Source organism: Mycobacterium sp., assembly GCF_046330795.1.
In the GTDB taxonomy this organism is placed as follows: domain Bacteria; phylum Actinomycetota; class Actinomycetes; order Mycobacteriales; family Mycobacteriaceae; genus Mycobacterium.
In genome coordinates this window covers 107,250-132,598 of sequence record NZ_JAXLSA010000003.1, presented here as the reverse complement: position 1 = coordinate 132,598, position 25,349 = coordinate 107,250, and the positions used below count along the sequence as shown (strand labels likewise).

25 protein-coding genes are annotated in these 25,349 nt (G+C 68.4%); 15 read left to right on the top strand and 10 right to left on the bottom strand.

Features of this window, described 5'->3' with window-relative positions; all coding sequences use genetic code 11:
* The first annotated feature begins 21 nt into the window (after positions 1-21).
* From thiD to U0R18_RS11925, 10 genes are all read left to right on the top strand, one after another.
* Positions 22-816, top strand: coding sequence for a bifunctional hydroxymethylpyrimidine kinase/phosphomethylpyrimidine kinase (thiD, locus tag U0R18_RS11970; RefSeq protein WP_526369485.1), 795 nt, complete (start codon positions 22-24; stop codon positions 814-816).
* Entirely contained in the window at positions 806-1,426 is a 621-nt protein-coding gene (locus U0R18_RS11965) for an alpha/beta hydrolase family protein (RefSeq protein ID WP_526368539.1), read from the top strand. The genes thiD and U0R18_RS11965 overlap by 11 nt, the downstream gene beginning before the upstream one ends.
* Positions 1,427-1,626: 200 nt before the next feature.
* The gene (locus U0R18_RS11960; protein WP_526368537.1) at positions 1,627-2,667 is read left to right on the top strand and encodes a diiron oxygenase; all 1,041 of its coding nucleotides are present in this window, start codon (positions 1,627-1,629) and stop codon (positions 2,665-2,667) included.
* A gap of 138 nt (positions 2,668-2,805) precedes the next feature.
* A complete protein-coding gene (locus U0R18_RS11955) occupies positions 2,806-3,321 on the top strand; it encodes a DUF2505 family protein (RefSeq protein ID WP_526368535.1) in 516 nt (171 codons plus the stop codon).
* A gap of 868 nt (positions 3,322-4,189) precedes the next feature.
* The gene (locus U0R18_RS11950; RefSeq protein WP_526368533.1) at positions 4,190-4,603 is read left to right on the top strand and encodes an MmpS family transport accessory protein; all 414 of its coding nucleotides are present in this window, start codon (positions 4,190-4,192) and stop codon (positions 4,601-4,603) included.
* Positions 4,600-7,050, top strand: coding sequence for an MMPL family transporter (locus U0R18_RS11945; RefSeq protein ID WP_526368531.1), 2,451 nt, complete (start codon positions 4,600-4,602; stop codon positions 7,048-7,050). Before U0R18_RS11950 ends, U0R18_RS11945 begins: the two co-directional genes overlap by 4 nt.
* Before the next feature lie 3 nt (positions 7,051-7,053).
* Positions 7,054-8,541: a flavin-containing monooxygenase gene (locus U0R18_RS11940; protein WP_526368529.1), complete on the top strand. Its 1,488-nt coding sequence runs from the start codon at positions 7,054-7,056 to the stop codon at positions 8,539-8,541.
* Positions 8,542-8,557: 16 nt separating this feature from the next.
* Complete coding sequence (locus tag U0R18_RS11935) at positions 8,558-8,836, top strand: DoxX-related protein (protein ID WP_526368527.1); 279 nt, start codon at positions 8,558-8,560, stop codon at positions 8,834-8,836.
* 29 nt (positions 8,837-8,865) lie between these two features.
* A complete protein-coding gene (locus U0R18_RS11930; protein WP_526368525.1) occupies positions 8,866-9,090 on the top strand; it encodes a hypothetical protein in 225 nt (74 codons plus the stop codon).
* Entirely contained in the window at positions 9,087-9,971 is an 885-nt protein-coding gene (locus U0R18_RS11925) for an oxygenase MpaB family protein (protein ID WP_526368523.1), read from the top strand. The genes U0R18_RS11930 and U0R18_RS11925 overlap by 4 nt, the downstream gene beginning before the upstream one ends.
* An 84-nt stretch (positions 9,972-10,055) precedes the next feature.
* Here the strand turns inward: U0R18_RS11925 and U0R18_RS11920 are convergent, their stop codons facing one another.
* Positions 10,056-10,667: a TetR/AcrR family transcriptional regulator gene (locus U0R18_RS11920; RefSeq protein ID WP_526368521.1), complete on the bottom strand. Its 612-nt coding sequence runs from the start codon at positions 10,665-10,667 to the stop codon at positions 10,056-10,058.
* Positions 10,668-10,729: 62 nt separating this feature from the next.
* On the opposite strand from U0R18_RS11920, the gene U0R18_RS11915 reads away from it, so the two are divergent.
* Both U0R18_RS11915 and U0R18_RS11910 read left to right on the top strand, forming a co-directional pair.
* Entirely contained in the window at positions 10,730-11,578 is an 849-nt protein-coding gene (locus tag U0R18_RS11915) for an alpha/beta fold hydrolase (RefSeq protein ID WP_526368519.1), read from the top strand.
* 137 nt (positions 11,579-11,715) lie between these two features.
* A complete protein-coding gene (locus U0R18_RS11910) occupies positions 11,716-12,984 on the top strand; it encodes a uracil-xanthine permease family protein (RefSeq protein WP_526368517.1) in 1,269 nt (422 codons plus the stop codon).
* Here the strand turns inward: U0R18_RS11910 and U0R18_RS11905 are convergent.
* Both U0R18_RS11905 and U0R18_RS11900 read right to left on the bottom strand, forming a co-directional pair.
* The gene (locus U0R18_RS11905; protein WP_526368514.1) at positions 12,969-15,488 is read right to left on the bottom strand and encodes an alpha/beta hydrolase family protein; all 2,520 of its coding nucleotides are present in this window, start codon (positions 15,486-15,488) and stop codon (positions 12,969-12,971) included. The genes U0R18_RS11910 and U0R18_RS11905 overlap by 16 nt on opposite strands.
* A gap of 108 nt (positions 15,489-15,596) precedes the next feature.
* Positions 15,597-17,066 carry a serine/threonine-protein kinase gene (locus U0R18_RS11900; RefSeq protein WP_526368512.1) on the bottom strand — a complete coding sequence of 490 codons (1,470 nt, stop codon included), beginning with the start codon at positions 17,064-17,066 and terminating at the stop codon, positions 15,597-15,599.
* 57 nt (positions 17,067-17,123) lie between these two features.
* On the opposite strand from U0R18_RS11900, the gene U0R18_RS11895 reads away from it, so the two are divergent.
* Positions 17,124-18,200: a GGDEF domain-containing protein gene (locus U0R18_RS11895; RefSeq protein WP_526368510.1), complete on the top strand. Its 1,077-nt coding sequence runs from the start codon at positions 17,124-17,126 to the stop codon at positions 18,198-18,200.
* Between the two features lie 15 nt (positions 18,201-18,215).
* On the opposite strand, the gene U0R18_RS11890 is transcribed toward U0R18_RS11895, so the two are convergent.
* Together U0R18_RS11890 and U0R18_RS11885 are read right to left on the bottom strand one after the other, a co-directional pair.
* Positions 18,216-19,058 (bottom strand): alpha/beta fold hydrolase, encoded by an 843-nt coding sequence (locus U0R18_RS11890; RefSeq protein WP_526368508.1) that lies wholly within the window; start codon positions 19,056-19,058, stop codon positions 18,216-18,218.
* Between the two features lie 8 nt (positions 19,059-19,066).
* The gene (locus U0R18_RS11885) at positions 19,067-20,566 is read right to left on the bottom strand and encodes a M28 family metallopeptidase (protein ID WP_526369483.1); all 1,500 of its coding nucleotides are present in this window, start codon (positions 20,564-20,566) and stop codon (positions 19,067-19,069) included.
* A 68-nt stretch (positions 20,567-20,634) separates the two neighbouring features.
* On the opposite strand from U0R18_RS11885, the gene U0R18_RS11880 reads away from it, so the two are divergent.
* A complete protein-coding gene (locus U0R18_RS11880) occupies positions 20,635-21,174 on the top strand; it encodes a DUF1697 domain-containing protein (RefSeq protein WP_526368506.1) in 540 nt (179 codons plus the stop codon).
* 75 nt (positions 21,175-21,249) lie between these two features.
* On the opposite strand, the gene U0R18_RS11875 is transcribed toward U0R18_RS11880, so the two are convergent.
* The 4 genes from U0R18_RS11875 to thiO are packed head-to-tail and all read right to left on the bottom strand — an operon-like array spanning position 21,250 to position 23,963.
* On the bottom strand, positions 21,250-22,002 hold the full coding sequence (locus U0R18_RS11875) for an SGNH/GDSL hydrolase family protein (protein ID WP_526368504.1): 753 nt from the start codon (positions 22,000-22,002) through the stop codon (positions 21,250-21,252).
* A complete protein-coding gene (locus U0R18_RS11870) occupies positions 21,999-22,757 on the bottom strand; it encodes a thiazole synthase (RefSeq protein WP_526368502.1) in 759 nt (252 codons plus the stop codon). The genes U0R18_RS11875 and U0R18_RS11870 overlap by 4 nt, the downstream gene beginning before the upstream one ends.
* Entirely contained in the window at positions 22,750-22,947 is a 198-nt protein-coding gene (thiS, locus tag U0R18_RS11865) for a sulfur carrier protein ThiS (protein ID WP_526368500.1), read from the bottom strand. Before thiS ends, U0R18_RS11870 begins: the two co-directional genes overlap by 8 nt.
* Positions 22,947-23,963: a glycine oxidase ThiO gene (gene thiO / locus U0R18_RS11860; RefSeq protein ID WP_526368498.1), complete on the bottom strand. Its 1,017-nt coding sequence runs from the start codon at positions 23,961-23,963 to the stop codon at positions 22,947-22,949. The genes thiS and thiO overlap by 1 nt, the downstream gene beginning before the upstream one ends.
* Positions 23,964-24,063: 100 nt before the next feature.
* Here thiO and thiE point away from each other — a divergent pair, with 100 nt between their 5' ends.
* A complete protein-coding gene (gene thiE, locus U0R18_RS11855) occupies positions 24,064-24,792 on the top strand; it encodes a thiamine phosphate synthase (protein WP_526368496.1) in 729 nt (242 codons plus the stop codon).
* On the opposite strand, the gene U0R18_RS11850 is transcribed toward thiE, so the two are convergent.
* Positions 24,743-25,270 carry an NUDIX hydrolase gene (locus tag U0R18_RS11850; protein ID WP_526368493.1) on the bottom strand — a complete coding sequence of 176 codons (528 nt, stop codon included), beginning with the start codon at positions 25,268-25,270 and terminating at the stop codon, positions 24,743-24,745. The genes thiE and U0R18_RS11850 overlap by 50 nt on opposite strands.
* Between the last annotated feature and the right edge of the window lie 79 nt (positions 25,271-25,349).

Below are 25,349 nucleotides of genomic sequence, written 5' to 3'. Positions count from 1 at the left end.
GGCCGGACCCCGCTGCGGGTGATGACCATCGCCGGGTCCGATTCCGGCGGCGGCGCCGGCATCCAGGCCGACATGCGGACCTTTGCGATGCTCGGCGTGCACGGATGCGTGGCGGTCACCGCGGTGACGGTGCAGAACTCGCTGGGCGTCAAGGGTTTCCACGAGATCCCGCCGGACGTCATCGCCGGGCAGATCATCGCGGTGACCGAGGACATCGGCATCCAGGCCGCCAAGACCGGCATGCTGGCGTCATCGGAGATCATCGCGACGGTCGCCGAGACGTGGCAGGCACACGGGTTGCACGGCACGGTGCCGCTGGTGGTCGACCCGGTGTGCGCATCCATGCACGGCGACCCGCTGCTGCACCCGTCGGCACTGAATGCCGTTCGTGCCGAGTTGTTTCCGCTGGCCACCCTGGTGACCCCGAACCTCGACGAGGTCCGCCTGCTGGTCGACGTCGACGTGGTGGACGCCGACACCCAGCGCGAGGCGGCGCGCAAACTGCATGCGCTGGGCCCGAGTTGGGCCCTGGTCAAGGGTGGACATCTGCGGACGTCGAAGGACAGCCCGGATCTGCTCTACAACGGCACCGACTTCTTCGAGTTCGACGCCCCGCGGGTCGACACCGGCCACGACCACGGCGCCGGCGACACCCTGGCCGCGGCCACCGCATGCGCTCTGGCGCACGGCTTTTCGGTCCCCGATGCGGTGGCCTTCGCCAAGTCGTGGGTCACCGAATGCATCCGCAACGCCTACCCGCTGGGGCACGGGCACGGCCCGGTGAATCCGTTGTTCAGGCTCGCCGATGGAGATTGAGGCCCTGGCGGGCATCGCTCACGAACCCGAGGGGACCCCGACCGGAATCGTCGTCGTGACCCACGGGGCCGGCGGCAGCCGGGAGTCCCCGATGCTGGTCCGCGTCTGCGACGAGTGGGCCCGCCGTGGCTGGCTGGCGGTCCGCTACAACCTGCCGTACCGACGGCGCCGCCCCAAGGGGCCGCCGTCGGGGTCCGCCAAGGCCGATCAGGCCGGGATCGTCGAGGCGATCGATTGGGCACACGCCCAGAACATCGGTCCGGTGATCGCCGGCGGACATTCGTACGGCGGACGAATGACGTCCGTCGTCGTCGCCGAAGGCACCCCGGTTGATGTGCTGACCCTGTTCTCCTATCCCCTGCACCCGCCAGGCAAGCCCGAGCGGGCCCGCACCGAGCACCTGCCGGACATCACCGTGCCCACGGTGTTCACCCACGGCAGCGCCGATCCATTCGGCAGCATCGAGGAACTGCGTGCCGCGGCCCGCTTGTTCGGCGGGCCGGTGGAGATCGTCGAGATCACCGGTGCCCGGCATGATCTGGGCTCCAGGACGCTGGATGTGCCGGCACTGGCCGTCGACGCGGCACTGCGGATGTTGGCCCGGGGGTAGCCCCCTCGGGCGACGCAGTGTCGTAAAAAAATCCGCCACCGCCGGTGGTGTCGGCGGGGCTTACACTATGCGCCGTGGGCACTGGTGTCACGTCAGCGCCGGACTGAGCTGGGCGTCGCAGCTTGTTGTGGCAGAAGAACTCTCGGGTAGCAGCGCACCCGTCACACGAGAGCACCCAGACGGATGGAGAGATTGGCAAGATGGCTCGAACCGGAATGGTCAGGCGCTGGCGCGAGAACATGGACGTCACCGACGACCACCAGTACGTCGAGATGCTCACCACACTGTCCGAGGGGTCGGTGCGACGCAACTTCAATACGTACACGGACATCGATTGGGAGTCACCGGAGTTCGCCGTCGTGCCCGATGATCCACGCTGGATCCTCCCGGGCACCGACCCCATCGGCGGCCATCCCTGGTACCAGGAGCAGCCGGTCGAGCGGCAGATCGCGATCGGCATGTGGCGTCAGGCCAATCTGGCCAAGGCTGGCCAGCACTTCGAGAACATCTTGATCCGCGGGCTGATCCAATATTCCTTCTGGGTGCCCAACGGCTCGCCGGAGTATCGCTACTGCCTGCACGAGGTGATCGAGGAGTCCTACCACAGCCTCACGTTCCAGGAGATGATCAACCGCCTCGGCAATGACGTACCGGGGGTGCCACGGCTACTGCAATGGCTGCAGCCACTGCTGCCGCTGGCGGCCGGCCCCACGCCGATACCGTTCTTCTTCAGCGTGCTGGCCGGGGAGGAGCCGATCGACCACGCTCAGAAGGCGATTCTGCGTGAGAATCTGACACTGCACCCGATGATGGAGCGGGTCATGGCCATTCACGTGGCCGAGGAGGCCCGTCACATCTCGTTCGCGCACGAATACCTGCGTAGGCGAGTGCCGAACCTGCGCCGCCGTCACCGCTGGCTGCTGTCCCTGTTCGTGCCATTCATCATGCGCAGCATGTGTTCGGCGTTCATCGTGCCGCCGCGCGCGTTCTGGAAGGAATTCGACATTCCCCGCAAGGTCCGCAAGGAGCTGTTCTTCAACGCACCCGAGTCCCGCAAGATCCTGCGCGATATGTTCGGCGACGTCCGGATGCTGTGCGAAGAAGTCGACCTGATGAACCCGGTCGCGAAGCTGGTCTGGAAGATCTGCAAGATCGACGGTGTGCCGAGCCGTTACCGCTGCGAACCGCCACGTGATCATCTGCCGTCCGTCGAGCCCACGGCCTGCTCCGCAACCGGATAGACCCTGCGCCGCGGTGGGTGAGGCGGCACCTGAGACGCCCAAATGCCCAATGGGTTCAGGGGGTTCATCGCCGTGGCCCCACCCCGGTTGATGTGAGCCCGTCCTGGTAGCAAACAGCACGCGCGCTACAGTGACGCCGTGGCAACCTCCATTGACTACACCGCCGAGTTCCCCGTGGATGTCGAGCGCCTACATGGCGCGCTCACCGACCGGGACTATTGGGCCGCCAGGGTCCTGGCCATCAGCGGCGAGGACGCAACCGTCGAATTCGGACCCGGCCCCGGGGAACACGTTGGGATGGACTGGTTCTCGGTACGCACGAGCCATCGCCTCACCACCGATGAACTGCCACCGGCGCTGGCCAAGTTCCGCTTCGCGGATCTCACGCTCTTTCGCAACGAGCATTGGGGTCCCGTCTTCAACGGCACCGCCACCGGTTGGTACAGCGTGAGCATCCCTGGGACACCACTGGATATGCGCGGCGATATGAAAATGGTCCCGATCGGTAGCGGTTCGGGGATCCGGTACACCGGCGAACTGAAGCTCAAGGTCCCGCTCCTCGCAACGAAACTCGAATCATTCTTCTCCGCCCAACTCATCGACCTCATCGGACGGGTCCGCACGTTCACCCTGACCTGGCTCACCAGCCACTGATCGACCGTCCCGACCTTCGCAACGCGACACCGGGCCCCGCGTCGTCATGAGCCGAGCCGAGTTGGCCTGCCGGGCAACAGCAGAGCACTCCCGCTGCGGTGGCGACGCCGAATTCTTCGACTCCGCGATACGCGACCAACGCCACATACCCGTGCGTACGGGACTCCCCGTCGTTCGGCGCCCAACCCACCGCCTCCGGTAAGGCCCGCAAATTTTCGGAATATAACCGTGGATGTCGGATATTCGGCATTTCGGGCCCGCTTCATGCAGGTTCGACCACGTGGACGGCATCGCAGGTACCCGGTTCCGGCCGCTGACCGCACTGGGTCGGCGCCAGCAGAATCCGATATGACCGAACTCACCGCTGCGGCTATCGCCGACCTGACCAACCCCGTCGCAGCGAAGGCCGTCGGCCAGAGTCGATCTCGCGAAAACTGCTCTGGAACAAGGATTTAGCTCGAAAAGCACACCTAAATAGCAATGCGGACCCGGCGAGCCGTCGGCGCTCCGGACGCGCGTCCGCAAAGCCCGCGACGCGTGGCATCGCATTTGCTATCGACCGAACCTTGCAGGGACTGCCGTTGTGCGAGGCGAGCCCAACACCTAGCATCGACCGCGTGTTCAGCCCCCCTGTGCAGATCGCCCAAAATGTGATTGCTGAGTGGTATTCCAGCAACATCATTTCGGTGTTGAAATTCGACCGCGGACACGCCGGTCGAAATGCTCTGGCCCGCAAGGCTTCCCACCCTGCCGGGTGGTTCGGTGCCTGGATCCGAATGAGCGACTGCGCACTCGGGGGGCCTGTCGCGCCCTCGGGGCAAAGAATTCACGCTGATCCATCCCGCCGCGGGAACCCAAGGGGCACTTCATGAAAACCGGCTGGGTGTACCTGGTGGTTCTCGCGGTCGTCGCTGCTGCGGGCGGCTTGATCTACTCCGTCCGGACCAGTCCGATTCCCGACGAGACAACCGGCTACGTGCTGGCCCTTCCCAAACTCGGCGATCCTGCCGCGCGGCAGATTTCCTACGAGGCCAGCGGGCCCGAAGGGACGTCGGTGACCGTTTCGTACCTGGGTGAGGACATTCGGTCCCGCGACCTCACCGCCGTTCTCCCGTGGACGCAGTCGTTGAAAACCTCAGCGGGGGCGTTCATGGCAGCGCTGATCGTGCAGTCTCCGACCAGCCGCATCGGCTGCAGGATCACCGTGGACGGCGTCGTCCGCGACGAGCAGGTCTCGAAGTCCGAGGCCGGCACGGTGAGCTGCAGGGTTCAGATCGCATGAGCGAGCGGCAGGACGGCAACGCGCCACAGTCGTTAGGCACAGTCGGCTCGGTCACCGAACGCGTCCGGGATCTGGTCCAGCGCGCGCGCAACGAAGTGTTCCTGCCCTGGCGCCGTAGCACGTACGCCCGGGCGGAGGGTCGACCGCTCTACGCCCGGTTGCTGTTCGGGCTCGCCATCCCGGTCTGCTTCCTGTGGGTTGCACTTGCCGCGGGGCTGAACATTTTCGTTCCTCAGCTCGAGCGTGTGGTCGAGCTGAACACGCTCTCGTTCCTGCCCGACGACGCGCCATCGGTCCAGGCACTGTCGAACATGAGCAAGCACTTCGGCCACGGCGGGTCCAACAACGCGGTCGCCGTGCTGCTCGAAGGTCAGAGCCCTCTCGGTGACGAAAGTCGCCGCTACTACCGGGATCTGGTGGCGAAGTTCGACGCGGACAAGAAACATGTCGTCGGCCTGATCGACGTGTGGCTGAACCCGCCACTGGCGCCGGCGGCGGAGAGCGCCGACAAGAAGGCGTCCTTCCTCTACCTCTACCTCAGCGGCAACATCGGCAGCGCCGAGGGGATGCAGTCCACCCGCGTCGTCCGCGACATCATCGCGTCCTCGCCGCCTCCCGCGGGCGTCAAGGTGTATCTCACCGGGCCGGCTGCGGTCGTCAACGACGAACTGGTCGCGATCAACCAGTCGACCATGCGCGTCATCCTCGCGTGCGCGCTGCTCGTCACCCTGATCATGTTCGTCACCTACCGCTCACCGATCACCGGCGGCGGTCCGCTGATCGTCGTCGTCATCGCCCTGCTGTCGGCCCGGCAGATCGTCGCGCTCCTCAGTGGCCACCAGATCATCGGTGTCTCCGGCTTCGCGTCCAGCCTGCTCGCGGGTGTGGTCCTCGGCGCGGGCACCAACTACGGGATCTTCCTGTTGGGGAGATACCAGGAAGCACGGCGGGCGGGTGAGGACCCGACCACGGCGTACTACACCGCGCTGACCGGTGTGCAACACGTCGTGGTGGCGTCCGGACTGACCGTCGCCAGCGCGACGGCATGTCTGGCGTTCACCCGGTTGGCCATCTTCTCCAGTTCCGGCCTGCCCTGCACGATCGGCGTCCTCACGACGCTCGCGGCGGCGTTGACCCTGGGTCCGGCGATGCTCGCGCTCGCGAGCAGGTTCGGTCTGTACGAACCGCGCGGGCAGTACTCGACGAGGCGTTGGCGCCGGATCGCCACGCGGGTGGTTCGGTGGCCGGGCCCGGTACTCGCCGCCAGCATCGCGGTACTGGCGGTCGCAACCCTGGCCCTGCCGGCCTACGTCGTCAGCTATGACGAGCGGGCGGCCCAACCGCGCAATACCGAGGCGAATCTGGGTCTGGTGGCCGCGGATCGCCATCTGCCGCCGGACATCCTGAACCCGAGCCTGTTGTTCGTCGAATCCGACCACGACATGCGCAACCCCGCCGACCTGATCGCGCTCGCGAAGTTGACGAATGCTGTCTTCTCGGTCGACGGCGTCCGAGCGGTGCAGGGCATCACCCGTCCGCTCATCGCCCCACTGCCCCAGGGCACGTTGACCTATCAGGCCGGATACATCGGCGAACGGATCATCCAGACCACGAAGGTCGCTTCCGCGCGGCTACAGCAGGTGGCCGCGCTGTCGGACCGGATCGGGCAGCTCTCCACCGTGGTCCAAGGTCTGCAGAGCGCCCTCGATACCGCCCAGGGAGGTTTCGACCGTTCCATCCACAGCGGCCAGGACCTCCAGAAGCAGCTCGTCGACGTCGTCACCAAGGCCCGGTCGATCCGCGACGATGCCCAGCCGCTGACCCAATCCGCGGACCAGCTCCTGAACACGATTCCCAACTGCAGCGCCATCCAGTACTGCAGTGCCGCGGCCACGGGCCTCTCGCTGCTCGACAACCTCAACCAGTTCGACGAGCACAAGTTCCAGGACCTGCTGGACGGGGTCCAGGTCGCCTCGTCGTCCCTGCCACAGCTCGGGGCCCAGATCCACACATTGGGCGCATTCCTCGACGACATGCAGCAGACGCTCGCGCCCCTGCGTGGCCTGCTCGAGGGATTGGGCCCCCAGGTGGCCGAAATCGCCGAGTTCTCCAAGGAAGTGGCGGACAGTTTCTCCAGCGGTGACCCGAGTGCGTCCTTCTTCATACCGAGTCAGGCTTTCAAGTCGCCATTGTTCAAATCCGCCCTGCCCTATTTCTTCTCCCCGGACGGGAAAATCACCCGAATCGTGGTGATGGGCGAGATGAATGCGTTCAGCCGAGAGAGCATGGACTACACGGCGCGCTGGTCGAGGTTGTCCACAGCTGAACCGGTCGTTGAACACCGGTTGACACCAACGACCCCGCTCGTCGCCAGAGCGGGGTCGTTGGTCCCCGGAACCGGGGCCGGTCGGGCCTCCGCGTCATCCGGTACCACCGGTATCGTGTAGCGCATGACTGCGGAGCAATTCGACGTCGTGATCGTGGGTGCCGGGTTCGGCGGCATCGGCGCGGCGATTCAACTGAAGCGTTTGGGCTACCAGAACTTCGTGATCCTGGACCGCGAGGACGACCTGGGTGGCACCTGGCACGTCAATCACTATCCCGGCCTGGCCGTCGACGTCCCCACCACCACGTACTCGTACTTCTTCGAGCCGAATCCGAACTGGTCGCGGATGTTCACCCCCGGCCCGGAGATCAAGAAGTACGCCGACGGCGTGGCCGACAAGTACGACGTGCGCCGGCACATGCGGTTCAACGTCTCCGTCGAGAGCGCCCGCTGGGACGAGGAGACCAAGCGCTGGCAGGTCAGCCTGGCCGACGGCAGCACCCTGAGCGCCCAGTACCTGATCACGGCCACCGGGTTCCTGTCCCAGCCACACACCCCCGACATCCCGGGTATCCACGACTTCGAGGGCAAGGTCATCCACACCACCGACTGGGATGACGACTTCGACCCGGCCGGGCATCGCATCGCCGTCATCGGCACCGGAGCCACCGCGGTTCAGCTGATCCCGGAGCTGGCCAAGAAGGCCGGCGACCTCACCGTCTACCAGCGCACCCCGATCTGGGTAGTGCCCAAGATCGACCTCCCCTTTCCCACGGGGGTGCGCCAGCTGTTCGCGCGGATACCGGCGTCGCAGCGCGCGTTCCGCGCCGTGACCGACGCGGTCTACGAGTTCATGGTCTACATCGGGGTCGTGCACTACAAGAAGTTCGGCGGCCGGGGCAACATCTCGGCGTCGGACCTGTCGAAGATGCACCGGTTCGTCTCGATCCGCGACAAGGAGTTGCGGGCCCGGCTCACCCCGGATTACGACTTCGGCTGCAAGCGGCCGACGTTCTCGAACAGTTACTACCGCACGTTCACCCGCCCGAATGTGCACCTGCAGACCGACGGCATCGACCACGTCACCGCCGACGGCATCGTCAACAAGGACGGCACCACCACCGCGATCGACACCCTGGTGCTGGCCACCGGTTTCGACCTGTGGGACGCCAATTTCCCGGCCATCGAGGTCATCGGACGCGAGGGCCGCAACCTCGGCAAGTGGTGGCGGGAGACCCGGTTCCAGGCGTATCAGGGCGTCAGCATGCCGGGGTTCCCGAACTTCCTGAGCCTGGCCAGCCCGTTCGCCTTCCTCGGCCTGAACTTCTTCAACACGATGGAGTATCAGATGCGGCACATGGACCGGCTGTTCGGCGAGGTACGCCGGCGCGGGGCCTCGACGTTCGAGATCACCGACGACGCCAACACCGCCTACCGGGACCGGATGACGGACCTGCTGGGCGACACGGTGTTCAACGCCGGTAACTGCGCCTCGGCCCGGTCGTACTATTTCAACCCGGCCGGCGAAGCCACGCTGCTGCGGCCGATGTCGCTGCGCGACGCGCTGGCCGAGGCTTCGGAATTCCCGCTGTCGGATTACCAGATCGACTGAGAGGCAACATCTTCCAATGTCCGCTGAGACAACCCGTGGATCCCGGCCGGCCCGGGTGGCCGCACTTGCCGTCGCCGTCACCGGGCTGACGCACCTGGTCAAGCCGCAGCTCTGGGAGCCGCTGACCAAGCCGGCGTTCCCGAACGACACCCGCCGCCACGTCTACACCAACGGCGGGATCGAGACTGCGCTCGGACTCGGTCTGCTCAGCCGCCGGACCCGCCGGGCTGCGCTGGGCGGCGTCCTGGCCTACGGGGCCTATCTGGGTGCCAACGCCGTCCGAAATGGCCGCTGAGTCGCAGAATCGCGATTAACATAGCTGGCATGCCGACCAAGGTTCGCCAGCTCCTGGCCTATGAGTTCACCATCGCCGAACTGATCGGTCTGGCCCTGATGCTGGCCGCTCCGTATCTGCTCGTCGGCGCCGTCTGGTCGTTCACCCACACCGATCATCTGCGCAACATGCACGGCCTGGACCTGGTGGTGTCCTTCCTCGGTTCCATCGTGTCGTGGCCGGTCCTGTTGTTCGCGAATGTGTGCATGACGTGAGCACCGGCGCGGGACCGCTCACCACCGCCGACACCCGGATCCAGATCGGCCGGCGCACCTCGCGCTGGGACCACCGGCCCGCGACCGTCGCCGACGCCATCGACTTCTGGTCGTTCGCCGCCGGGGCGGCCAACGTGGTGATGCAACTGGCGCTGCCACCCGTCGGGCACGGCGTGGCCGAAAGCACGGTGACCTCCGGCAGCCTGCTGCATCACCCGTGGAAGCGGGCGCGCACGACGTTCAGTTATCTGGCGGTGGCCATCCTGGGCACCGACGCGGACAAGGCCGCCTACCGGGCCGCCGTCGACGGTGCGCACCGGCAGGTCCGGTCGACACCGGCGAGCCCGGTCAAGTACAACGCCTTCGATCGCGATCTCCAGATGTGGGTCGCCGCTTGCCTGTTCGTGGGCCTCGAGGACACCTATCAACTCCTGCGCGGCGAACTCGCCCCCGAACATGCCGAGGAGTTCTACCGTTCGGGCTTCACCCTGGGTACCACGCTGCAGGTCACCGAGGACCAATGGCCGCCGACCCGCGCGGAGTTCGACAACTACTGGAACACCGCCTGTGCGCGGGTGTCGATGGATGACACCGTGCGTGGCTACCTCACCGACCTGATCAACCTGAAGATGATCACCCCGTTGCTGCGGCCGGGTCACCGGATGTTGCTGAAGTTCCTGACCGCGGGATTTCTCGCGCCGGTTTTCCGCGACGCGCTCGGACTGACGTGGTCACCGGCGCGGCAGCGCCTGTTCGAGTGGCTCTTCCTGTTCGTCGCGCTGGTGAATCGCTTTCTGCCGCAATTCATCCGGCAGGGCGGCAGTTACCTGCTGCTCTACGACATCCGCCGTCGGGTGCGGCGCGGCAAGGCGCTCATCTGAGCCGCAACTCCACGGCGAGCGTGCACCCTTGTGCACTCCGCGCCAACGAAAATACACAAGGGTGCACGGTCGGCCGGAGCAGTCCTATGCGGTCAAACCCGAGATGAGCCGATCGCACACCGTATACATGTCCTGGCGTGCGGTGTCCGGGTCGGCGGCCCGGGAGATGTAGAGCGCCGCCTCATCGAGTGAACTCAACAGGACGTGCGCGGTGGCGCGCAGCGGCTGCGCCGGGATCACTCCCTCCGCGACGGCCTGGGTGAGCATGCCCTCGATGATGCCGAGGCCGTAGCGGATGCCGACCTCGCGCCAGCGTTCCCAGCCGAGCACCGAGGGCGCGTCGATCAGTACGATCTGCGCGACGCCGGGCGCCGAGCAGTGATCCAGGAACAGCCGGGCCCCGGTCTGCATCGCCTCCAGCGTTCCGGCGGGATCCTCGGCGGCGATGGCGGTGACGACGTCGGCCGCCAACTCCTCCTCGACCTGCTCGTAGACCGCGGCGAACAGGTCCGCCTTGTCGGCGAACTGGTGGTAGAGCGCGCCGCGCGTCACGCCCGCCTCGGCCACGATCTGTTGCGTGGAGACCTCACTGAAGCCCTTGTCCGCGAACAACTTCCGGGCGGCCGACAGCAGCTGGGTGCGGGTCGCCCGGGTGCGTTCGGCCTGGGTGCGTCGAGCCGGAGGGTTGACTTTCATGCAGTGTGTACGTAACTTTCATACCGAGTGTTTGTAAGTGTCCTGCCGAGAGGATATCCGACATGCCGCAGATTGCGCTCCCAGGAGCGACCATCGAGTACCGCGAGTCCGGACCCGCCGATTCCGCCCACCCACCGGTGGTCTTCGTGCACGGCGCGCTCGTCGACTCCCGGCTGTGGTCGGGTGTCGCGGAGTCCCTCGCCGCCCAGGGATTCCGCTGCGTCCTGCCGAACCTGCCACTGGGCGCGCACCGTATCCCGGTCGACGACCGGGCCATTCTGTCCCCGCAGCGGGTGGCCGACCTGATCGACGAATTCCTCGCGGCACTGAACCTCGACAACGTCACGCTCGTCGGCAATGACACCGGCGGCGGCCTCTGCCAGTTCCTGATCGACGCCCGACCGGACCGGATCGGCCGGCTGGTGCTCACCAACTGCGACGCCTTCGACAAGTTCCCGCCCTTCCCGTTCAATGCCGTCTTCGCGCTGATGCGAACCGGCCCGGTGGTGCGCTTGCTGGGAAAGATGATGGCGCCCAGAGCTTTACGCCATTCGCCGGTGGGCTACGGTCTGTTGGCGAACAATCTGGACCCGGCCCTCACGGCGTCCTGGATCCAGCCGGCCAGTACCGATTCCCGCATCGCCGGCGACTTCGCCGCGCTGGCCCGCAGCATCGGCGGCACCGACCTCACCGACGTGGCGCCCCGACTGGGCCGATTCACCAAACCCGTTCGCCTGGCGTGGGGCACCGCGGACCGCTGCTTCACCCCGGCACTGGGCCGCCGCGTGGCCGACCTGTTCCCCGACGCCACCTTCACCGAAGTGTCCGGCGCGCGAACCTTCGTGGCACTGGACAATCCGCGGGCCGTCGTCGACGCGATCGTCGCGGTCAACGGAGTACCGGCGAACTAGACGCCTGATCAGCTGGCGAGCGTCCGGGTTGGTACGCACCGACACGGCGTGTTGCGTACAGACCCGGCCGCTCGCCGGTGAAAAGGGCACGGCCGTTGCGCGTGCGCGAGGGCCCGACATGGTGTGTAGTCGCAGACGTGATCCCACTGAACTGGACGCCGGTCGCGAACAACGCCGGCGCCGATACCGTCGTCGCTCCCCACGAACGGCTGAGCTGGCCCCGGACCGTCGGCCTGGGCGCCCAGCACGTGGTCGCGATGTTCGGGGCGACGTTCCTGGTGCCCGTGCTGACCGGGTTCCCGCCGGCCACCACGCTGTTGTTCTCCGGTGTCGGCACGCTGCTCTTCCTGGTCATCACCGGCAATCGGCTGCCCAGTTACCTGGGGTCCAGTTTCGCGGTGATCGCACCGGTGCTCGCGGCCAGCGCGTCGGCCGGCGCCGGTAGCGCGCTCGGCGGGCTGGTGGCCGTCGGCGTCGTCCTGATCCTCATCGGTGTCGTCGTACATCTGGTGGGCACCCACTGGATCGACCTCGTGCTGCCGCCGGTGGTGACGGGCGCCATCGTGGCCCTGATCGGTTTCAACCTGGCACCGGCGGCCAAGAACAACTTCGAGCAGGGCCCACTGGCCGGGTTCGTGACACTGCTGCTGTTGGTCGGCGCGCTGGCATTCTTCCGGGGGTTGCTCGGCCGGTTGGCGATCTTCCTGGCCGTGGTGCTGGGCTATCTGCTGGCACTGATCCTCGGTGAGGTCGACACCTCCGGGATCGCGTCGGCAGCCTGGGTCGGGCTGCCACACTTCCAGACCCCGACCTTCGACCTGGCCGTGCTGCCGATGTTCCTGCCGGCCGTGATCGCCCTGGTCGCCGAGAACATCGGGCACGTCAAGTCGGTGGGGCAGATGACCGGGACCGACACCGATCCGCTGACCGGCCGCGCGCTGGCGGCCGACGGGGTGGCCACCGTGCTGGCGGGACTGGGCGGCGGTTCGGCGACGACCACCTACGGCGAGAACATCGGTGTCATGGCCGCCACCCGGGTCTACTCGACGGCCGCGTACTGGGTGGCCGGCATCGTCGCGATCGCATTGTCGTTGTGCCCCAAGGTCGGAGCCGCGATCTCGGCCATCCCGCACGGCGTGCTCGGCGGTGCGACGATCGTGCTCTACGGCCTGGTCGGCATCCTGGGAGTACGGATCTGGATGACCAACAACGTCGACTTCGCCCTGCCGGTCAACCAGATGACCGCCGCCGTGGCGCTGATCATCGGGATCGCCGACTTCACTTGGCACATCGGCGATCTCACGTTCACCGGCATCGCTCTGGGGTCGATCGCGGCGCTCCTGGTGTACCACGGAATGCGCGCCCTCTCGGGGCTGCGCGGGGCTCCTGACTACGCGGCCGAGTAGGCTGCCAGGGTGCTCGTCACACCCATCTGCGAAGCCACGCCGGCCGCGACCGTCGGCAACGACAGTTCGACATCCGAGATGGTGATGACCCCGAAACTGGTCAGGTTCGCGTAGGCCGTCGCGGATCCGACCAGCTGCAGGGTCAGCGAATCGGTGGCGGACATCGTCTGGGCGATGGCCTCCAGCGACACCGTCGCGCGGTTCTGCTTGCCGTCCAGGGTGACCGGGACCGGCGTGACGAGATTGCCGACCACCAGTCCGGTGTTGTTGTCGATCAGCTGCGCGTAGATGTGGGTCGCGGTGCCCAGACCGGAGTAGCTGAACGTCAGGGTCGGTGAGCCGACGATCTGCGCGGCGACACCGGGCTCGATCGGGACGTTGACGGCGACGCTGGCCACTTCGCCGTCACCGATCGAGTACGGGAATTCCACGTGGGTGGACGGACCGGACCCGACCAGCGGGATGATCGGCAGCACACCGCCGCTGCCGCTCAGCGGAATCGAATCACCGTGGAAGGTCGTGTCGGTCGGCAGCACCTCCGACGACCAGTACTGGCCGTTCTGGTCGATCCACTCGAACTTCGGCCCGGTGTCCACGGTGGTCTTCTTCATGACCCACCGGTCCAGCCATTCCATCGTGGCGGCCAGAATGGCGGCGTTGTCGTCGTTCGGGGTCTCGCAGTCCCCGTGGCCGCCGCAGAACCACACCATCTTCACCGGAACATTCGCGGCCTCGAGCAGCTGGGCGTTGATCATGGCCTGCTGCAACGGGAACAGGACGTCGACGGTGCCCTGCAACAGCAGGGTGGGCGCCTTGATGTCCTTGACCAGATCGCCCGGCCCGCTGCTGGACAGGATGGCCTGCTGTTCGGCGGTCAGGGTGCCGGTCAGGGCGCCGCTGATGATCGCGGGATAGATCTCGGGGTCGACGCGTGCGCCGCTGGCCACCAGATCCAGCATCAGCAGGACCGCATAGCCCGTCCGGAACGCGTTGTCCCGGTACAGCGACTCGTTGAGGGTGTGCCAGGCGATGCCCGGGACGATCGCGTCGACGCGGTGATCCGTTGCGGCCGTGACCAATTGGATACCGCCGCCGTAGGAGAAGCCGACCATGCCCATCCGCGGATCGTTCCAACCGTCGAGCAGCGCCTCGGGGCGGTGGGACAGCCACGTGATGATCCCGGACATGTCCCGGGCCTCGTAGTCGGGGCTGTCGAGCTTCAGCACACCCCCGGAGGCGTGCTCACCGCGCGGATCCCAGGTGACCACGTTGTAGCCCGCGGCCCGGAACGTCGCGATGTCGTACGCCCGGTTGCCGTCGGTGCTGAACGGATCGGTGTCCCCGGCCTGTGACAGTCCCGGCCCGTCGAAGATGGTGGGCGCCTTCTGGCCCTTCGTGAGGCCCAGGGCCGGGAAGAAGTTCGTGCTGATGAGGGCGCCGTCGACCGGTGACTTCACCATGGTGGTGAACGCGACCGGGGTGTTCCAGGGCACCACGTGGCGGATGTTGACCGCGACGGGGACCACGATCTGCACACCGATGATCGGTGCCAGCAGCTGCCCGACAATGGGCACCCCACGCAGGAACACCACCGTCGGCTGGACCCAGTCGCCGACCACCGGCAGGGCCTGCAGAGCGGCGACGATCGGGGTCAGCTCGGACACCTTGACCTGGAAGGTCTCCGTCCCGCGCTGCTTGACCACCGACTCGTCGGGCAGGAACGTGAAGGTGCCCGTGATCGGGTCCAGGGCGACCTTGCCGCCGACGTCGGGATTGCCGACCACCTCATAGCTCAGCGTGTTCTGCGGGTTGACGTCCTTGGCGTTGACGGCGCCGGTGATCACCTGCTGGGTGAGGGTCACCGTCACATCGGTGGTGACCGGACCGGTCGACGGGTCGCCCACTTCGCGCCGCGCCGCGGCCGCTTCGGCCCACTGGGCCGGTGAGTCCGCCGGAGTGGCGGGGGTGCCGCCGGAGAACGGATCGGCCAGATCCTTGACGGTGTCGACGACGAGGTCGACGGCGGCGGTCCGGGGCGCGGCCCTCTCGACGGCCGGTGTGGCCGCGGCTCCGGCTTTCTGGATCTCGCTGGCCGGCTCATCGGTATCGGGCTCGTCGGCCGCCGTCACCCGGGACCACTTGTGGTCCGGCCTCGTGAGCGGCCCGCTCTCCTGGCCGCCACCCTCGGCCGGATCGTTATCCTCCTGCGCCGCTTGGGATTTCGACGTATCGACCGGATCGTCGGCAGCGGGTTCGGCCCCTGGGTCGTCGGCGGATTCGGACTGCTGCGACGCGGCCGGTGCGGCCTTGTCCGGCTGGGCCGTCGGCGCCCCCGCCGAGGACCCCGACGCCGACGCTGAGGTAGCTGCGCCATCCGGTGAGCCCTCGGAGGCCCAGGCGACGCCGGTGCCGGTGATCACCGCGCCACCGAGACCCAGGGCCACCGCCAGTGCGCCGACATGCCCGATGTATCGCGAACATCCTCTGTACCGGGAAGACACCATCGTCTCGCTCCTCCACCCCGAACCGCGGATCAGCTGCCCCGGGGCCGACCCTAACCCCGCGCGCAGCGTTGCCCGAGCGGATTCTGGGAAATCTTTTCGCGCGCCGGCTCAGGCCGGGCCGATGCGCTCCGAGTCGTACACGCGCAGCCGGCCGTCGGCCGGCACCACGCTGAGCCACCGGTCCTCGGTGTCCACGCGTCCGTCGTTCATCACATAGCGCAGGCGCACCGTGACGCTGTGGTCGTCGCGCGGCGTCACCGCCAGCACCGTGACCGACCGCACCGTCGACCAGAAGCCCAGGAAGTCCTGCAGACCGGCCCGGTTCTGATAGTTCGGATCGAAAATGTTCCAGGCCAGCATCGGGTCGCCGGGCAGGGCGCCGTACACCGCCAGCACCAGATCGCGCATCGCGTCGAAGTTCGCGGCCGGCACCGAGGTCGACGTCGTAGAGGTAGTAGTCGTCGTCGGGGCCGCCGAGGTGGTCACGGGTCCGGGGGCCGCGGAGTCGCCGGCATCCCAGGGACGCTGATACACCACGAACGCGATGAGGAACAGCAGCACCGCCAGGACGGCGGCCGAGATCAGCCAGCGCTTCGAGGTGGTCGGCTCGGCGCGCACGGGGCCGGGCACCGCCGGCGGCCCGGCGCTGGGCCGGGGCGGCTCCACGGGCATCGGTGCGGTCGGGTTCAACGGGGGCCGGGCGACCGGGCTCGCTATCGTGGGGTGCGAAACAGGTTGTAGGACAGCAGGATCGGCGAGCGCCCGGGCGAATTCCGCGCAGGTGCGGAACCGGTCGGCGGGATTCTTGGCGAGCGCCCGCGCCAGGACCGGGTCCAGGTCCGCCAGGTCGGGCCGCCGGGCGCTCAGCGGCGGCGGTGGCGAACTCAGATGCCGGCCGATCACCACGGCCGGGTTGGCGTCGGCGAACAACGCCGCGCCCGTGCGCAACTCATACGCCGTCGCGGCGAGCGCGTACTGGTCGGCCCGGCCGTCCAGCGGTTGCCCGGTGAGCTGCTCGGGTGCGGCATAGGTCACCGTCCCGAGCACCACGTTGGTCGCCGTCAGCCCGCTGGTCTCATTGATGGCGCGTGCAATACCGAAGTCCGCCAACAGGATTCGCCGGGTACCCGAGGACGGGTCGGTGAGCAGGATGTTGGCGGGCTTGATGTCACGATGCAGCAGGCCCTGCCGGTGCGCGTAGTCCAGCGCGTCCGACACTGCGGCGACGATCTCCACGACCTGCGCGCGAGGGATTCCCCCGGGGTACCGCTCCCGCATCAGCCGCCCGGAATCGGGTCCGTCGATGAAATCCATCGATATCCAGAGCTGACCGTCGGTGTCGCCGCGGTCATGCACCCCGATGATGTGCGGGTGATACAGCGCCGCGACCAGATCGGCCTCCCGGTTGAACCGGTCGCGGAACTCCCGGTTCGCCGACAGTTCCACGGGGAGCACCTTCAGGGCGTCCCGGCGGGGCAGTCGCGGGTGTTCGGCCAGATACACCTCACCCATGCCTCCGGCGCCCAGCAACCCGAGGATCCGGTACCCGGCGAATATCGCGCCGTTGGCTAGCGGCATTGCGCGATCCTACGGTCGTCCTGGAATGCCGGCGACGACGTCGGGCATCATTGGTCCATGTCGGGCACGGGCGGGGTGTCGTTGAAACGGTGGTGGCGTGACCCCGGTGAGTACGGCTGGCTGGTCTCGTTCATGGAAGCGCGTGGCCTGTCGGGCTCCATGAAGCGGATCGTGGCAGTGGTCGGCGCGTTCCTGGCGGCGCTGGCCGCCGCGATGTCCCTCGGGCCCCGCGTCCACTCGGACCCGGCGGCGCGGGTGCTGTTGGTCGTCGTCATCCTGCTCGCCGTGGCCTGGACCATCAGGTGGTGGTACTGGGATTGGCCGTCCGCGCGGGTGTCCATCCTGCTCGTGGCGGCCGGCGACCTCGGCATCGCCATGGGTGTCCTGCTCAACAGCGACCCGCTGGCCGGGCTCGCGGGTGCGCCCCTGTTCGCGATGATGGGCGCGTACATCGCGTTCTTCCACACGCCGAAGGTGCATGTCTGGCACATCCTGTTGGTGATCGCGACCATCACCGCGCTGTCGACGTGGCTGGCGATCCAGCAGGGCCACGACGGCGTCTGGTTCGCCGTGAGCAAGGGCGGCATCGCTCTGGTGGTGAGCATCGGACTGCTGCCGCTGCTGCACTACGGCTTCTGGATCATGCAGCGCAGCTTCGTCGATTCGCTGAGTGATCCGTTGACCGGGCTGACCAATCGGCGCGGGCTCGACGAGGTCGCGCGCCGGATGGTCGCCGACGGGGGTTCGACAGGTCCCCTCAGCGCCCTGTGGATCGACCTGGACGGGTTCAAGACGGTCAATGACACCCACGGCCATCTTGCCGGGGACGCCGTTCTGGTCTGCACCGCCCAGTGCATCCGGGACTGCGTGGCCACCGCGGCGGTGGTGGCCCGGCTCGGCGGTGAGGAGTTCCTCGTCGTGGATGTGCTGGCCCGGCCCGAGGCCAGCACGGTCGCCGAACGCATCCGCAACGCCATCGCGACCACCACCGAACCGTCCGTCACCGCCAGCGTCGGTGTCGCGACCGCCGAGTCGGGCACCGGCGGTCACCTCGACGGGCTGCTCGAGCGCGCCGACGACGCGATGTACGAGGCGAAACGACTGGGTGGCGATCAGGTGGTCGCGGCCATCTGAGACCCGCCGTGCGGCTCAGTCGTCGTGTGCCGCGAACCAATCCGCCAGGAGTTCGGCCAGCCGGTCCGGGCATTCGTCGGCGATCCAGTGCGTGACACCCCGCATGATCTCGAGCCGGTAGTCCCCGGTCACGTGACGGCCCGTGGTGCGGATGCCGTCCTCCTTGACGATGACGTCACCATCGCTCCAGATCATCAGGGTCGGGGCGGCGACCGGGCCCAGCTCCGGGCCGACGAAGGTGGCCGGCATGGCCCGGTACCAGTTGAGGGCGGGGGTCAGTGTTCCCGTGTCGATCATCGCGCGGACATCGCGCATGGCCCGTTCGCGGGTGTGGCCGCTGAGCGCACGTGCGAATCCCCGACCGCCGCGACGCGTCATCCACCATTCCGGCAGCCGCGCGAACTGGAAGAGATAGATGTAGTACGACGACAGCGCCTGCCGGCTGCTCAGCAGTGCCTTCTTGAACGACGCCGGATGCGGCACGGACAGCACCGACAGCGACTTCACCTTTTCCGGCGCCCGTGCCGCGACGTACCAGGCGACCGCCGCGCCCAGATCGTGTCCGACGAGATGCACTGGGCCACCGCCGATTTCGTCGATCAGCGCGACGGCGTCCTCGGCGAGGATGTCGAACGAGTAGTCCCGGCGGCGCGGCGGGCGGGCCCCCGGCGAATAGCCCCGCTGATTGGGCGCCAGGCAGCGGTAACCGTCCTCGGTGAGCCGATCCATCACCGGCTCCCACAGCGTGTTGAACTGCGGGAAGCCGTGCAGCAGAACCACCGGGTGGGCGGCCGGGTCGCCCGTGGGGGCCCGGTCGAGCACGTCGAACGTCAGATCTCCGCGGCGGTACGAATCCATGCTGCTCCTCACTTGGGTTCCACCACGTGCCGGGTCCGTTCATCACGCGGCGGCACACCCGTGCGGCCGGTGACGTCGGTGGCGTAGAAGCCGATGGCGTAGCCGACCCCGCCACCCTGGATGTCCAGCGCGGTGCGGTCGATGTGCTCGATGGTGTCGGTGGCCTTGTGGTAGTTCGGGTCGAACGGCTGGTCGGCCCGGCCGTTCCACAGCTTGGCCTGCTCCTGGTTCATGTTCTCCTCGGCGCCGGCGAACAGCCCACCGGCGGGGATGCCGGCCAGCGTGAACCCGTCGTAGTCGGAGCGGCCGTCGAACGAGGTGTCCTGCGCGGTCTTGCCGGCCGAGTCGAGATAGGCCACCAGCAGCCGCTCGATTGCGGGCGACCCCTCGGGCACCCGCGGCACCCGCTCGTCGCGGGGAACCTTGGTCGACTGATCGCCGTCGTACGTGAAGTATCCGGGGTTGGGCGAGGCGAGCATGTCGAAGTTGAGGTACAGCGCGATGTCGCGCAGTTGGTCGATGTTCAGCGATTCGATGTATTTCTCGGAGCCGACCAGGCCGCGTTCCTCGGCGCCCCAGAATGCGAATCGCACGGCGTTGTGCACCTGCGGCGAAGGCCCCAGCTGCAGTGCGGTTTCCAGCAGTGCGGCCGTCCCCGACCCGTTGTCGTTGATGCCCGGGCCCTCCTCCACGCTGTCCAGATGGGCCCCGGCCATCACCACATCGCCGGTGGAGCCCGTCTTCGTCTGCGCGATCACGCTGCGGACGGGGACCTCGTGGTCGTCGACCTGCAGCCGCACCGTCACCGGGCCGGTGCGGCCCCGCAGGGTGGCGCCGTCGGCCTTGGTGACACCGACGACCGGAATCTTGACCTCGGTGGTCTCCCCCAGATTCCCGTGGATCTCCTGTTGCTCGACGTTGTCGGCGACGACGAGCGCCGCAACGCCCAACCCCGAGGCCACCTTCAACTTCTCGGCGAATTCGCATTCGCCCCGGTCGACGAGCACCACCGCACCCCGCACCGGCAGCCCGTCGTAGTCCGACGCCGTGCAGCCCGGTGAGTCGTCCCGGGCCGGAGCGGCCACCAGTGGCCCGGTCACCCCGTCGGCCGGCGTGCCGATGCTGTACATCAGTCCGTTGGCCTTGAAGGTGTCGGCGCCGACGGTGACGGTCCCGGGTTTCGCATCGAAGATCCGAACCTTGAACTCCGGGGTCTGCACATCGAAGCCCTTGTCCCGCAAGGACTTCGACACATAGTCGACACTGGCCTGGTACCCGGGGGTGCCGATCGCGCGGGTGTTGTTGTTGGCGTTGGCGATGTCCTGGAGCTTCTGCAGGTGCGCCATCATGGCGTCGACGGTGAGCTGCTGCCGCAGGTGGGTGCCGAAGGCGTGCGCCTCCGGCGCGACGGCCTGTGCCGATTCGACATGGCGCGTGCAACCGCCGGCGACCAGAACCACCGCGAGCAGCGCCGCGCCGACGCGCTGGGCGGCCCGGCGCTGGATCAGTGACACACGAACACCGTAGTAGGTCCCCTGCGCGGTTGGGCAAACCCGAGCGCGGGCACACTGTGCCCATGGCAGCCAACCGCGTGGTGTTCATCCGGGCCGTCAACGTCGGCGGCGCAAAGCTGCCGATGGGCGAGCTGCGCACCCTGGCCGAGAACCTCGGCGCCACGGACGTGTCGACCTACATCGCGTCGGGCAATCTGCTCTGCACCCCGAAGGGCGCCCCGACCGCGTTCGACCGGGCGCTCGAGAAGGCGATCCAGGACAAGTACGGCTACCGCCGGGAAGTGATCAGCCGCACCCCGGCACAGCTGCAGGCCGCCCTGGACGCGCATCCGTTCGAGGTGGCCGAGGATCGGTTCTCCTACGTCTACTTCCTGACGGGCAAGCCAACGGCCAAGGCGGTCAAGGCTTTCGAGGACAAGGTCGCAGCCGCCGACTCCGGCGATGAGGTCAAGGTCATCGGCGCGGATCTGCATGTCCGCTACCACGCCGGCGCCGGGAAGTCCGACCTGGACGCCAAGTCCATCGCGAAGGCCCTCGGGGTGCAGGGCACCGGGCGGAACCTGAACACGGTGCGCAAGCTCATCGGCCTGGCCCATACCTGATCTGCTCAGCGCCCTCTGCGCACTCCACTCGCGTTCTGTCGCAGTGGCCGCTGAGCAGATGGAGTTTTGGGTGGTTCACCCGACGGTGGCGACGACGAGATCGGCCACCGCGGCCATCCCGGCGGCATTCGGGTGCAGCGGCGCGGGCCGGCGCGGCCAGGGCAGCCCGGGTCCGACGGTCCAGGGCACGGCCGACCAGGCGTGATGCTCCCGGCTGAGCGCCGCGGCGGGCACCAGCACACAGCCGGTCTCCTCGGCTGCCGCCGCCGTCTCGGCGGCCAGCCGGTCCGCGATATGCCGACCCAGGTCGGCGTGCCGATCGGACAGCGGCCGCGCGGACACACCCGGGGGCGGCAGCAGCGTCAGATAGTCGACGAAGCACACCGTCGCCTGCGGCGCCCGATCCCGTACCGCACGGCCGACGGCGCGCAGCCGGGCGCCGATCGTGGCCAGGGCCTGGTCCCGGGCACCCGGGTCCAGCAGGTCCCGGATCGGCCCGAGGCGCCGCAGCGGCCCGGGCAGGCCCGCCGCCATCAGCATCGGGACGTAGCCGACGTCGTTGCCCCCGATGGTGATCGTGACCAGCTCCACGGGCGCGCCCGACAGTGCCGCGAGCTGCGGCGGCGCCCCGTTCTGGGACTCGCTGAGGATGTGGTCGGTGGTGGCCCCGGAGTACGTGACGTCGGTCAGGTCGAGCCCCAGCGCGTCGGCCACCAGGGCGGGGTAGTTGCGCGCCGAACGGCCCGCGCGCCGCGGTGATCCGGACACCCGCGGCGTGATGCCCGGCCCGGCAGCCATCGAGCTGCCCAGCGCCACATAACGTGTCACAGTGCGGGGCTGGACGCCTGCGCCCAGAACCGTTTCGGGATCCGGCCGGCGTTGCGGGCCAGCCAGCCCGCGGTCACGGCCGAGGCCATCGCGGCGGCCATCGCCGGCGGATCGGCCGCCCGGGTCACGGCACTGGCCAGAAGCACTGCGGCGCAACCTAATTCCATCGCCAGCGCGGCGTCGCTGGCGGTTCCGATACCAGCGTCGAGGATCACCGGGACACCCGCCTCGGCGACGATCATCTCGATGTTGTGCGGATTGGCGATGCCCAGGCCCGTGCCGATGGGCGACCCCAGCGGCATCACCGCGGCGCAGCCGACGTCCTCGAGACGACGCGCCAACACCGGGTCGTCGGTGGTGTAGGGCAGCACCGTGAAACCATCGTCGACGAGTTGCTCTGCGGCACGGACCAATTCGATGGCATCCGGTAGCAGTGTGCGTTCGTCGGCGATCACCTCGAGCTTGACCCAGTCCGTCCCGAGCGCCTCCCGGGCCAGCTGCGCGGTGAGCACCGCCTCGGCGGCGCCGCGGCACCCGGCCGTATTGGGCAGCGGGGTGATGTTGAGCCGGGCCAGCAGATCGAGCACACCCGTGCCGCCGGCGGCGTCGACCCGGCGCATGGCCACCGTGGTCAGTTCGGTGCCGGAGGCGATCAGGGCCTCCTCGAGCACGGTCAGGTTGGCCGCACCGCCGGTCCCGAGGATCAGCCGGGAACCGAAGGTGCGCCCCGCGATGGTCAGCATCGACTCAGCCACCCTGCACCGCCGTCACAACCTCGACACGAGATCCGGCGTGCAGCAACGTGTCCCATTCCGATCGGGGTATCACCGCCCAATCGACGGCCACCGCGATGCCCTTCTCGGGGAAGCCCAGTCCGGCGACCAGGCCGGCCACGGTAACGTCATCGACCACCTCGATTTCTTCGTCGTTCACCAGGATCTTCATCAGCGCACTCCTCCCGCAGCCACGACACCGAGTTCGGCCGCGACCCGTCCCGCGGTCCACGGCGCCAACAGGAATCCGGACCGGCCGTGGCCGGTGGCCACCAACGTCCGTTCATCGAGCCGGCCCACGATCGGCAGGTTGTCCGGTGTGCCCGGCCGCAGGCCGGCAGCGCACTCGGCCAGCTCGTACTCCCCCAGCGACGGCAACACCGCGCAGGCGTCGTCGAGCAGTTCACGCACGCCACTGACCGCCGGAGCGGTGTCGCGGCCGTGCTCGTACTGGGTGGCGCCCACCACGACGCCGTCCGCGCGGGGCACCAGGTACACCTGCCGGCCATGGACCCGGGCGCGAATGACGCGCTGCGGCACCGGCATACAGCCGGTGCGCCAGCGCAGCCGCAACACCTCACCCTTGACGGGGCGGACCGGCAGGCCCGGCCACAGGGCCGGCGCGTCGATCCCGTTGGCGATCACCGTCACGTCGGCCGCGACCTCCGTCAGCTGCGCAACCGGACCCGCCCAGCTCACTCCCAGCTCGACGCACGCGTCGCCCAGCGCCTCGACGAGCAGCCGGTTGTCGACCGCGAGCTCGGTGACCGATCGGAAGCCGTGCCGAATCCCTTGCGCCAGAAGCGGTTCGATATCGCGGGCGGACGACGTCACCGCCACCGGGTGACCCTGCGCGGCCAGCCAGTCGGCCACCGTGCGCAGGTCCTGGGCGTCGCCGCGGTCGACGGCGACCACCAGCGATTCGCGCGCGGTCACGATGCCGTCCGGAAGACCGGCCAGGTACGTCCCGTGCCACAGCTCCAGCGATTCCAGCCCGATCCGCAGCAACTCCTCCTCGCCGGGCCAGCCCTCGCTGTGCGGAGCGATCATGCCGCCGGCCACCCAGGACGCGCCGCGCTCGCCGGTGTCGTGCACGCGCACCGACCAGCCGTCCTGCGCGGCGCGGCGCGCGACGGAGAGTCCGATGACGCCGCCGCCGATGACGGCCAACGTGCGGCTGAGTGCCACTGTTCGTAGCCTCCCTTCGCCGGCATGACCCGGATCAGGTGCGACGGTCAGGGCCCCCTGCGCCAGGCCCACTCTCAGCCCGGTTCGCCGGGCTCCCGTGATGTCCGGTCCAGCCTACGCAACCGGCTACTCTCGGCTCGTGCAACGCCCGGAAACGCTTCCACTGGATCGGCTGGCCACCGCCCGGCTCTACCTGTGCACCGACGCCCGCCGGGAGCGCGGTGACCTCGCCGAGTTCGCCGACGCCGCGCTGGCCGGCGGCGTGGACATCATCCAGCTCCGCGACAAGGGCTCGCCCGGCGAGCAGCGCTTCGGCCCGCTGGAAGCCCGCCCGGAAATCGCCGCACTGGAGGTCCTTGCCGACGCGGCCCGCCGCCATGGCGCGTTGTTCGCGGTGAACGACCGGGCCGACATCGCGCGCGCGGTCACCGCCGACGTCCTGCACCTGGGACAGGACGACCTGCCGCTGAACATCGCGCGTGACATCGTCGGTGCGCATCCGGTGCTGGGCCGGTCCACCCACGATGCCGCCCAGATGCGCGACGCGGCGGCCGAGGCGGTCGACTATTTCTGTGTCGGCCCGTGCTGGCCGACCCCCACCAAGCCGGGCCGTTCGGCGCCCGGCCTGGACCTGGTTCGCGCGACCGCGCAGCTGCGGCCCGACAAACCGTGGTTCGCCATCGGCGGGATCGACGAGGACCGGTTGGCGCAGGTGCTCGATGCGGGTGCGACGCGCGTGGTGGTGGTCCGCGCGATCACCGGCGCCGAGGATCCGGGGGCTAGTGCTGCCCGGCTGGCGGCGGCACTGCGTCGGGCAGCACCGGCATAGTCGCCGTCACCGCGCGGAGGTGTTGCCAGCTGGCCGCGAACCCGGGGTGCAACGGCAGGTCGGCCACCTCGTCCTCGGCCACCCAGCGCAATTCGGAGCTCTCCCGGTTGGGGACGGTCTCCAGCAGACCCGGGGCGTCGGCGATGACGGTCGTATAGGACCAGTACGGCCCGCCGTCGGCCGAACCCACCTCCGCGGTCACCACGGTGGTGCGGACGCGGACGTGCTCGGCGGGCAGCCCCGCCTCCTCGTGCGCCTCGCGCACCGCCGCCTGCTCGGCGGTCTCATGACTGTCGCGGGCCCCGCCGGGCAAGGCCCAGGTACCGCCCTGATGACTCCACGGCGCGCGGTGCTGCAGCAGGACGGCGGCCCGGCCGTCCGGGCGAAGCGCCCGCAGTAACAGACCGGCGGCGCCGTGCCGGCCCCAGTAGTGGGCACCGGATTCGGCGATCACCCAGCCGTCTCCGTCGCCATGCACGGGTTCAGGATAAGGCGCAGGGTGGTAACCGGGTGAAGTCCCGCACTGATTGGCCACATGCGTCACACGAATGCTCTTA

Bases quoted from the DNA above. Each gene is read 5' to 3' on its own strand.
- U0R18_RS11900 (WP_526368512.1), bottom strand. From the start codon at position 17,066: ATGCCGCTAGCCAACGGCGCGATATTCGCCGGGTACCGGATCCTCGGG.
- thiE (WP_526368496.1), top strand. From the start codon at position 24,064: ATGTCCGGTCCAGCCTACGCAACCGGCTACTCTCGGCTCGTGCAACGC.
- U0R18_RS11895 (WP_526368510.1), top strand. From the start codon at position 17,124: ATGTCGGGCACGGGCGGGGTGTCGTTGAAACGGTGGTGGCGTGACCCC.
- U0R18_RS11930 (WP_526368525.1), top strand. From the start codon at position 8,866: ATGCCGACCAAGGTTCGCCAGCTCCTGGCCTATGAGTTCACCATCGCC.
- U0R18_RS11945 (WP_526368531.1), top strand. From the start codon at position 4,600: ATGAGCGAGCGGCAGGACGGCAACGCGCCACAGTCGTTAGGCACAGTC.
- U0R18_RS11890 (WP_526368508.1), bottom strand. From the start codon at position 19,058: ATGGATTCGTACCGCCGCGGAGATCTGACGTTCGACGTGCTCGACCGG.
- U0R18_RS11915 (WP_526368519.1), top strand. From the start codon at position 10,730: ATGCCGCAGATTGCGCTCCCAGGAGCGACCATCGAGTACCGCGAGTCC.
- U0R18_RS11960 (WP_526368537.1), top strand. From the start codon at position 1,627: ATGGCTCGAACCGGAATGGTCAGGCGCTGGCGCGAGAACATGGACGTC.
- U0R18_RS11935 (WP_526368527.1), top strand. From the start codon at position 8,558: ATGTCCGCTGAGACAACCCGTGGATCCCGGCCGGCCCGGGTGGCCGCA.
- U0R18_RS11920 (WP_526368521.1), bottom strand. From the start codon at position 10,667: ATGAAAGTCAACCCTCCGGCTCGACGCACCCAGGCCGAACGCACCCGG.
- U0R18_RS11880 (WP_526368506.1), top strand. From the start codon at position 20,635: ATGGCAGCCAACCGCGTGGTGTTCATCCGGGCCGTCAACGTCGGCGGC.
- U0R18_RS11965 (WP_526368539.1), top strand. From the start codon at position 806: ATGGAGATTGAGGCCCTGGCGGGCATCGCTCACGAACCCGAGGGGACC.
- U0R18_RS11950 (WP_526368533.1), top strand. From the start codon at position 4,190: ATGAAAACCGGCTGGGTGTACCTGGTGGTTCTCGCGGTCGTCGCTGCT.
- thiD (WP_526369485.1), top strand. From the start codon at position 22: ATGACCATCGCCGGGTCCGATTCCGGCGGCGGCGCCGGCATCCAGGCC.
- U0R18_RS11905 (WP_526368514.1), bottom strand. From the start codon at position 15,488: ATGGTGTCTTCCCGGTACAGAGGATGTTCGCGATACATCGGGCATGTC.
- U0R18_RS11940 (WP_526368529.1), top strand. From the start codon at position 7,054: ATGACTGCGGAGCAATTCGACGTCGTGATCGTGGGTGCCGGGTTCGGC.
- thiS (WP_526368500.1), bottom strand. From the start codon at position 22,947: ATGAAGATCCTGGTGAACGACGAAGAAATCGAGGTGGTCGATGACGTT.